The following is an 8,124-nucleotide window of genomic DNA, read 5'->3' on the forward strand; positions in this document are numbered from 1 at the left end:
CGTGCTTGGCTCGACCGGGATTGCGGCCGCAGCGACGCGCGGGGTGAATATGCAGCTGTTCTGGATTCTTGACAACATCGGCCATTCCGAGGCGCTGGTGGTCCGCAAGGAGTCGGGCATCAGCAAGCCGGAAGACCTCAAGGGCAAGCGGATTGGCGTGCCGTTTGTCTCGACCTCGCATTTTCATTTGCTGGTTGCGCTCAGCAAGGTGTGGAAAATGAATCCGCGTGATGTGCGTATTCTGAATATGCAGCCACCGCAGATCGTGGCAGCCTGGCAGCGCGGCGATATCGACGCGGCCTATGTTTGGCCACCGGCACTGACCACGCTGCTCAAGGACGGCACGGTTCTGACCGATTCCGAGGAAGTAGGCAAGGCCAGTGTCCCGACGTTTGACGGTATTGTGGTCGATAAAGACTGGGCGCAGAAAAATCCCAAGTTCATGCAGGCCTACACCAAGGTCCTGGCGCAGGCCTATGATGACTATAAACAGAATGGCGCCCAGTGGACGCAGAGTAGTCCCGAGGTTAAGGGTATTACCCAGATGATCGGCGGCGAGTCCAGGGATATTCTGGAAGCGATGAAAATGCTGGTCTTTCCGACAGCGGCAGACATGGCCTCCAATACCTGGCTGGGTGGCGGCGCCAGTTCCGGTGCGGTCAAGGCGCTGACCGAGAGCGCTGCGTTTCTCAAGGAACAGAAACAGATTGACTCTGTGCTTGCTGACTACAGCGGTTTTGTGAATGCCAGTTGGGTAGAGCAGGCCGCAAAGCCGAAATAATTGCAGCTGCCATAAGCGTGAAAGGTGGCGGTCCGCCTTTCACAGAACCCAAGCGTAGTTGGAGACAATCGCAATGCAAACTGTAGCCGAGAATTTATACGTCAAAGACGTCAACGTGGTGTATCCCGGAATTCGCCAGAATGACAGTGTGGTCGCACTCAAGGATGTCAACCTTACCATCAACAGTGGTCAGTTCGTGGTAGCGCTCGGCGCCTCGGGCTGCGGCAAAACAACCTTTTTGAATCTGCTGGCCGGCTTCATGTCGCCATCGTCCGGTTCGATCATGCTGGGTAATGAGCCGATCTCCGGTCCCAGTGCGGATCGCGGCGTGGTGTTTCAAAAGCACGCGTTGCTGCCATGGCTCAATGTCATAGAGAATACCGAATTCGGCCTCAAACTGCAGGGTGTGTCCAAGACCAAGCGGCATGAGATCGCAGCACGTAATCTGGAACTGGTGGGGCTCAAGGACTTTCATCAACATATGATTTATCAGCTTTCCGGCGGGATGCAGCAGCGGGTGGGTATCGCCCGCATCCTGACCTGCAATCCGGCCATGTTGTTAATGGATGAGCCCATGGCTGCGCTGGATGCATTGACCCGCGAAACCATCCAGGAATTGTTGCTCAAGGTGTGGGAAGTGACCCACAAAATGTTCTTTTTTATTACCCATAGCGTAGAAGAAGCACTCTTTCTCGGCTCCAAGCTGATCGTGATGTCGCCACGGCCGGGTCGCATTACCAACACCTACGACCTGTCATTCAACCGGGAGTTTCTGGCGGGGAAAAATGCCAGGGAAATTAAATCAAGTCCCGAATTCATCCGTATGCGCGAGACAGTGCTCAACATCATCTACAGTGACGAGCGCGAAGGAGGCCACCATGCTTAATAAACTGTTCGGCAGAGCTGCTGCTGTACCGGGGCAAGTTTATGGAGCGCCGGGGGCGGGGGCCAGCGTGTTTATCAGTATCGCAACTGCGATTTCATTGTTGGTGGTCTGGTCCATCATTACGTATTTTGGCTGGGTGAAGCCGCTGTTTCTGCCGTCGCCTGTAGCGGTGTATAACAAATTCATCGTGGGTATGACAGATGGCATTGCCAATGCGACGCTTGTCGAGCATACCGTGGCCAGTCTGACCAGGGTGTTTTCGGCATTCTTACTGGCGCTGCTAACGGCCGTGCCGGTGGGCATCATGATGGGGGTCAATCGCGTCGCTCGCGGGCTGTTCGATCCGGTCATCGAGTTCTACAGGCCCTTGCCGCCGCTGGCCTATTTGCCGCTAGTCATCATCTGGTTCGGTATTGGCGAGTTTCCAAAGGTTTTCCTGATCTACCTGGCTATCTTTGCGCCCATGGCAATTGCCGCCAGGGCCGGCGTCAAGTCGGTGTCAATGGAGCAGATCCATGCTGCCTACTCCATGGGCGGCTCAAACAGACAGATTGTCTGGTATGTGATATTGAAGTCGGCCCTGCCGGAAATATTCACAGGCATGCGCATTGGTATTGGGGTGGGCTGGAGTACACTGGTCGCTGCCGAGATGGTGGCGGCCGATCGCGGCCTGGGTTTCATGGTGTTGAACGCCGCGCAGTATCTGGCCAGTGATACCGTCATTATGGGTATCATTATTATCGGGTTTTTTGCGTTTATTTTTGACGCCCTGATCCGCTATATAGAGAAGGCCATGGTGCCCTGGAAGGGCAAGGTATAGATCGAACCTGCACATGCCCCAGATTTGCCGACATGGATCGCCTTTGCATGGCGGCCATGTCCGTTTCAGGGATAATCGCAAGCTTCTATTGCATTTGAAATTATCGTGATCCGCGCACGGATACACCCATCACTTGCCGGATCACGCCATCATTGGCCTGTTACAAGAAAAAAGCAATGAGTAATCACAGAAAACGTGTCAGCCCGGGATTGGACAAGGTCAGCGCGCCCAGTCGGGCAGCCCTGAGTGCGCTGCTTTGGGAAAAACTGTTTCGTGAGACCAGTGAATCGCTGGGGCTGCAGGGCCGGATCCGGCAGATGCTGGTGGCCGCCATTACGCAGGGGCACCTGACGCCGGATGCGCCGGTGCCTTCCAGCCGTTTCCTGTCGGATACGCTCAAGGTGGCACGCAATACGGTTGTGTTTGCCTATCAGGAACTGGTCAGCGAAGGCTATCTGGTGACGCGCAACCGTAGCGGTCATTTTGTGGGACAGGCAGCGCAGCAGCGCAATATGCTTGATATTATCGCCAGCGCCGGTGGCGATGACGAAACCGATTTCTGGCACGGACGCATTCATGCGCGGCCCAGCCAGCAACGCAATATCCGCAAGCCGGCCAACTGGCAGACCCAGCCCTATCCCTTTGTGTACGGTCAGTTTGATCCCGCCTTGTTCCCCACTTCCGAGTGGCGTGAATGCTGCATGAAGGCGCTGTCCATTGTGGACATTCGCAGCTGGGCCCAGGACTTGATCATGATGGACGACCCGGAGATTATCGCCGCGATCCAGAACCAGGTCCTGCCGCGACGGGGTTTTTCGGCGACCAAGGATGAAATCATGGTGACAGTGGGGGCTCAGCACGCGCTGTATCTGCTGGCAGATTTATTGGTCAGGCCGGGCAATAAAGTGGGTATGGAAGAACCCGGCTATCCGGACGCGCGCAATATTTTTTCCAGTCGCACCCGTCACGTGGTGCCGGTGCCGGTCAATGAAGAGGGCGTCGATGTCGCGGGTATTACCTTTGACATGGATATGGTTTTTGTCACGCCAAGCCACCAATGCCCCACCGGGGTCACCATGTCCATGGCGCGGCGCCAGGCGCTTCTTGAAAAAGCCAATGCCTGCAATACGGTGATTGTCGAAGACGATTTTGAATTTGAAAACAGCTTTATTGATAAACCCTTTCCGGCGCTCAAGAGTCTGGACCAGAACGGGCGTGTGATTTATGTAGGCAGCTTGTCAAAAACATTTGCACCCGGCTTGCGGCTGGGATTCATTGTTGGCCCCAAGCCGCTGGTCGACGAGCTGCGGGCACTGAAACGGCTGATGTTGCGACATGCCCCTTCTTTTCTGCAACGGGCCTTTGCACTGTTCGTCTCGCTGGGCCATTACCAGTCTTTTTTGCGCAAGCAATCCCAAATTTATGGCCAACGCGAACGGGCGCTGCGCGATGCGCTAAAGGAGTATCTGCCGACGTTTCAGATCATCTCCTCGCCGGGCGGATCATTCTGCTGGGTAAGGGCGCCGGAACATATCGACACCACTGCGCTGACGGCAGTGGCGTTGCAAAACGGAATTGTCCTTGAGCCGGGAGAAGTATTCTTCAGCAGGGTATCGAAAGGCACCCGACGCTACATTCGTTTTGGTTATGGTTCCATTGACGAGCCCAAAATTGCAGTTGGCATTAAAACCCTGGCTGAACTGGTTACGCAGCATTTTCCTGTCATTTCAAGAAAAAGTTGATCAATATTCCGGTTATTGGTATAATTTATTTCAGTATTTGAAATAAATTGCAAAATAATTGGAATAAATGGCGATTTCTATGGATATGATCGAATCTGAACGTGTCGAAGGCAACACCCCAACGCTACGGCTGTTTGCGCTTCTTGAGGTCATTGCCGAAAAAGACAGTTATTTTTCGCTGCAAAGCCTCAGTGAAGAACTGGGTATTCCCAAGCCAACCTTGCACCGTATGCTACAGCAACTGGAAAGCGCAAGGCTGATTATTCGCGACGGCGATGGCAGGCAGTACAGCACCGGTCGTCGCTTGCACCAGATGGCCGAAAAGCTGCTGCTGAACAACACTATTCACGGCTCACGACGTGCAGTCTTGCGGCACTTGGTTGAGGAAATCGGTGAAAGCTGCAACATTACCGCCTGCACCGGCAACGAGGTGTTGTATCTGGATCGGGTGGAAACGGTCGCGCCGCTTCGGTTCTATCTACACCCGGGCTCGCGCGTCCCCTTGCATTGCTCGGCCAGTGGCAAACTGTTTCTTGCGCAAATGTCGCCCTCGCAGTGTCGTCGTCTGCTGGAAGCAGCCCCACTGGAACAGTATACCCCGAATACCCTGACGCGCTATGACGCGATCGAACAGGAAATAGAACAGGTGCGACGGCAAGGCTACGCCATGGACAACGAAGAGTTTTTGCCCGGCCTCATTTGTATTGCTGTGCTGGTCCCGGGAGAAAATGGCAAGTCGAACATGGGCATTGCGGCGCAGTCTCCCATCATGCGCATTACCCGTGAAAAGGCATTGGGATTTTTGCCGGTATTGCGCCGTGCAGCCGACTCGCTGGCAGAAATTGAAAAAGCCAACGCGGCAGCGTAAATCATTCATGCGCAGTGGTCCGCCATTGCGATCCGCAACGGAGGCAGTATTTCATGACCACCCCGCAAGACTCACACCGCGCCATCCGCGAGATTTCCGTCAGGCAAGTCTTCGGCCTTGATACCGACCTGACCGTTCCCGCATTTTGCGAACCCACGGAACATGTGCCGCAGATCGACACTGCCTATCATTTCAATCATGATGTCACGCTTGCCATCCTGGCCGGCTTCATTCAGAACAGGCGGGTATTGATTCAGGGCCTGCACGGCACCGGTAAATCCACGCATATCGAACAGGTCGCCGCCAGGCTGAACTGGCCTTGCGTGCGGGTCAACCTGGATGGCCATATCAGCCGCCTGGACCTGGTCGGCAAGGACACCATTGTGTTGCGAGAAGGGCGTCAGGTTACCGAGTTTCAGGAAGGTATTCTGCCCTGGGCGTTGCAGCAACCCATGGCGCTGATCTTTGACGAATACGATGCCGGTCGGCCCGATGTCATGTTTGTCATTCAGCGGATTCTGGAGCGCAACGGTCATTTCATGTTGCTGGACCAGAACCGCAGCATCGCCCCGCACGCCGATTTCAGGCTGTTTGCGACGGCCAATACGCTGGGGTTGGGCAATTTGAATGGCCTGTATCATGGCACGCAATCGCTCAATCATGCGCAGCTGGATCGCTGGAATATTGTCGCTGCTCTCAATTATCTGCAGCCCGAGGACGAGGTGCAGATTACTGCAGCCAGAGTGCCGCAGATGGACAATGCTCAAGGGCGCCAGACAATTCGCAAAATGGTGGATCTGGCCAACCTCACGCGCAAGGGGTTCGAGGCAGGTGATATTTCCGTGCTCATGTCGCCTCGCACCGTGATTACCTGGGCAGAGAACCGGCAGATTTTCGGCGATACCGGCCTGGCATTTCGATTGTCATTCCTGAACAAATGTGATGACGCCGAGAAAGAACTGATTGCCGAATATTATCAGCGCTGTTTCGAACAAGAGCTGCCCGAAGCATTTATGGGTACCATGCTGACGTGAACGATATTGCGCACAGCATATTCCAGCAACATACCGACCAGTTGTGCGGCGCTGCCGTGCGTGCCATTAGCGGACGCACCAATGCGCATTTCAGGAAGGGCAGACTGTATCTGGATGACAGTCTGGTGCCGGTGCTGGCGCCACATCTGCGGCTGGATCCCGACAATCAGACCTTCAAGGATTTTCGTGCCGTGGCCGACGGGCTGGCGTTGCGTCTGCTTGCCTGCGATCCGACCATCTATGAACAGGCATGTCCGCAAGATGAGACTGCCCGGCTTCTCTATGATTTTTTCGAACAGGTGCGTCTGGAGGCGACGGTCGCTTCAGACTGGCCAGGGGTGCGCGCGAATGTGCAGACGCGCTTTCGTGCCTGGGCCGAGGCATTTGAACATTCGGCCTTGATCGAGTCCAGCCAGGGTATTTTGCTGTTTACGGTCATGCTTACCGTGTGGTCAAGAGTAACCGGGGGCGTGCTCAGCGAGGCCCAGCAGGATCTGCTGGAAGCCACGCGCGCTGGTATGGCTGGTGAAATAGGCGAAGAGCTGTATGCCTTGCGCCGTCTGCGCAATGATCAGGCAGCCTACGCTGCGATGGCTGCACGGCTTGCCGAAAAGGTCAGCTTGAATCTGGCGGCGGAAATGGCGCTGGATCGCCGGCCAAAGGATTCCGATAAAAATAGCCGGTCGCTGTTTTCCCTGCTGCTCACACCGGATGCGCAGCCCGAGGATGGGTTTGATGTTGCACCGTTCGGCCAAAGCCGGGTATTCGATCAGCACCAGGCCAGCTACCGCGTATTCACCCGTCGCTACGACCGTATGGAACTGGCAGCCTCGCGAGTAAGGCGAGCAGAGCTTAAGCAGTTTCGCCAGCAAATGGACGAAGATCGTGCTTCATTGTCAATCGGCGTGGCTCAACTTGCCAGGCTGTTTCGCCGCATCTTTCGCATGCCGCAGGACGACGGCTGGATATTCGGCCAGGAGGAGGGCATTCTTGATGGTCGTACGCTCAGCCAGTTGATTGCCAGTCCTGCCGAGACACGGATATTTCGCCAGGACCAGGTCATTGAGCGGGTCGACCAGGCGGTTACTGTTTTGCTCGATTGCTCCGGTTCCATGCGCACGCATGCGCGCCGCCTGTCGGTACTGCTCGATACCTTGTTGCGGGCTTTGGGAATGGCTGGCGTGCAAACCGAATTGCTGGGCTTTACGACCGGTGCCTGGAATGGCGGTCGTGCCATGAAAGACTGGCAGCGCCAGGGCAAGCCGGCTCATCCCGGGCGCCTTAATGAGCTATGTCATTTGCTATTTAAGCAGGCCGATACGAGCTGGTCGCGCGCGCGTCTGGATATCGCTGCATTGCTCAAGCATGATCTGTATCGGGAAGGGGTGGACGGTGAGGCGGTCCTCTGGGCCTCGCAGCGGCTGCAGGAGCAGCCGGTCAGGCGCCGCACCCTGATTGTGGTCTCTGACGGTTGCCCGATGGACAGCGCCACGCAATATGTCAACGATGATTATTATCTGGCCAGCCACCTGCAACAGGTCGTGCGGCAATCCATCAGCCAGGGTATTGACGTTGTCGGACTGGGTGTGGGGCTGGATCTGAGTTCGTATTATCCAAGAAGCCTGGCGGTAGATCTGCAGCAAGCATTGACGCCTGCTGTCTTTTACGATATTGCGCGATTACTGGCCGGCGGACACCGACGATAATTCACTGGCATGGGTTTGCAGTTGCTGCTGTTGTGCCTGTACGCAAGTGACGGCAATGACATTGTAAACGTCGTCGGCACTACAGCCCCGCGACAGGTCATTGGCCGGTTTGTTCAGTCCTTGCAGCAACGGGCCGATAGCGATGGCGCCCCCCAGTCTTTCGGCAAGCTTGTAGCCGATATTGCCGGCATTCAGGTCCGGAAAAATCAACACATTGGCTCGACCATGAACCTGAGAATCACTGAGTTTGCGTGATGCAATGTCGGGAATAATGGCGGCATCCAGCT

General features: G+C 55.6%; 8 protein-coding genes. 7 read left to right on the top strand and 1 reads right to left on the bottom strand.

What is annotated here, in order from left to right; all coding sequences use genetic code 11:
* The 7 genes from tauA to ACTIKR_RS18860 form a co-directional block, all read left to right on the top strand.
* Positions 1-781, top strand: a 781-nt coding sequence (gene tauA / locus ACTIKR_RS18830; RefSeq protein WP_442328673.1) for a taurine ABC transporter substrate-binding protein, incomplete at its 5' end; no start/stop codon positions are given.
* Positions 782-854: 73 nt separating this feature from the next.
* Positions 855-1,667, top strand: a complete 813-nt coding sequence (locus ACTIKR_RS18835) for a taurine ABC transporter ATP-binding protein (RefSeq protein WP_442328674.1) — start codon at positions 855-857, stop codon at positions 1,665-1,667.
* Complete coding sequence (locus ACTIKR_RS18840; protein ID WP_442328675.1) at positions 1,660-2,487, top strand: ABC transporter permease subunit; 828 nt, start codon at positions 1,660-1,662, stop codon at positions 2,485-2,487. Before ACTIKR_RS18835 ends, ACTIKR_RS18840 begins: the two co-directional genes overlap by 8 nt.
* Positions 2,488-2,663: 176 nt before the next feature.
* Positions 2,664-4,229: a MocR-like pyridoxine biosynthesis transcription factor PdxR gene (gene pdxR / locus ACTIKR_RS18845; protein WP_442328676.1), complete on the top strand. Its 1,566-nt coding sequence runs from the start codon at positions 2,664-2,666 to the stop codon at positions 4,227-4,229.
* Between the two features lie 79 nt (positions 4,230-4,308).
* Positions 4,309-5,097: an IclR family transcriptional regulator gene (locus ACTIKR_RS18850; RefSeq protein WP_226817284.1), complete on the top strand. Its 789-nt coding sequence runs from the start codon at positions 4,309-4,311 to the stop codon at positions 5,095-5,097.
* Between the two features lie 53 nt (positions 5,098-5,150).
* A complete protein-coding gene (locus tag ACTIKR_RS18855) occupies positions 5,151-6,131 on the top strand; it encodes an AAA family ATPase (protein ID WP_193090294.1) in 981 nt (326 codons plus the stop codon).
* Positions 6,128-7,837, top strand: a complete 1,710-nt coding sequence (locus tag ACTIKR_RS18860; protein ID WP_442328677.1) for a cobaltochelatase CobT-related protein — start codon at positions 6,128-6,130, stop codon at positions 7,835-7,837. Before ACTIKR_RS18855 ends, ACTIKR_RS18860 begins: the two co-directional genes overlap by 4 nt.
* Here ACTIKR_RS18860 and ACTIKR_RS18865 read toward each other — a convergent pair.
* Positions 7,811-8,124, bottom strand: a 314-nt coding sequence (locus ACTIKR_RS18865; RefSeq protein ID WP_442328678.1) for a phosphate acyltransferase, incomplete at its 5' end; no start/stop codon positions are given. The two genes, ACTIKR_RS18860 and ACTIKR_RS18865, sit on opposite strands and share 27 nt — an antisense overlap.

The sequence above is a fragment of the Advenella sp. genome (assembly GCF_052108595.1).
Lineage (GTDB): Bacteria > Pseudomonadota > Gammaproteobacteria > Burkholderiales > Burkholderiaceae_B > Advenella.

Bases quoted from the DNA above. Each gene is read 5' to 3' on its own strand.
- ACTIKR_RS18855 (WP_193090294.1), top strand. From the start codon at position 5,151: ATGACCACCCCGCAAGACTCACACCGCGCCATCCGCGAGATTTCCGTC.
- ACTIKR_RS18850 (WP_226817284.1), top strand. From the start codon at position 4,309: ATGGATATGATCGAATCTGAACGTGTCGAAGGCAACACCCCAACGCTA.
- ACTIKR_RS18840 (WP_442328675.1), top strand. From the start codon at position 1,660: ATGCTTAATAAACTGTTCGGCAGAGCTGCTGCTGTACCGGGGCAAGTT.
- pdxR (WP_442328676.1), top strand. From the start codon at position 2,664: ATGAGTAATCACAGAAAACGTGTCAGCCCGGGATTGGACAAGGTCAGC.
- ACTIKR_RS18835 (WP_442328674.1), top strand. From the start codon at position 855: ATGCAAACTGTAGCCGAGAATTTATACGTCAAAGACGTCAACGTGGTG.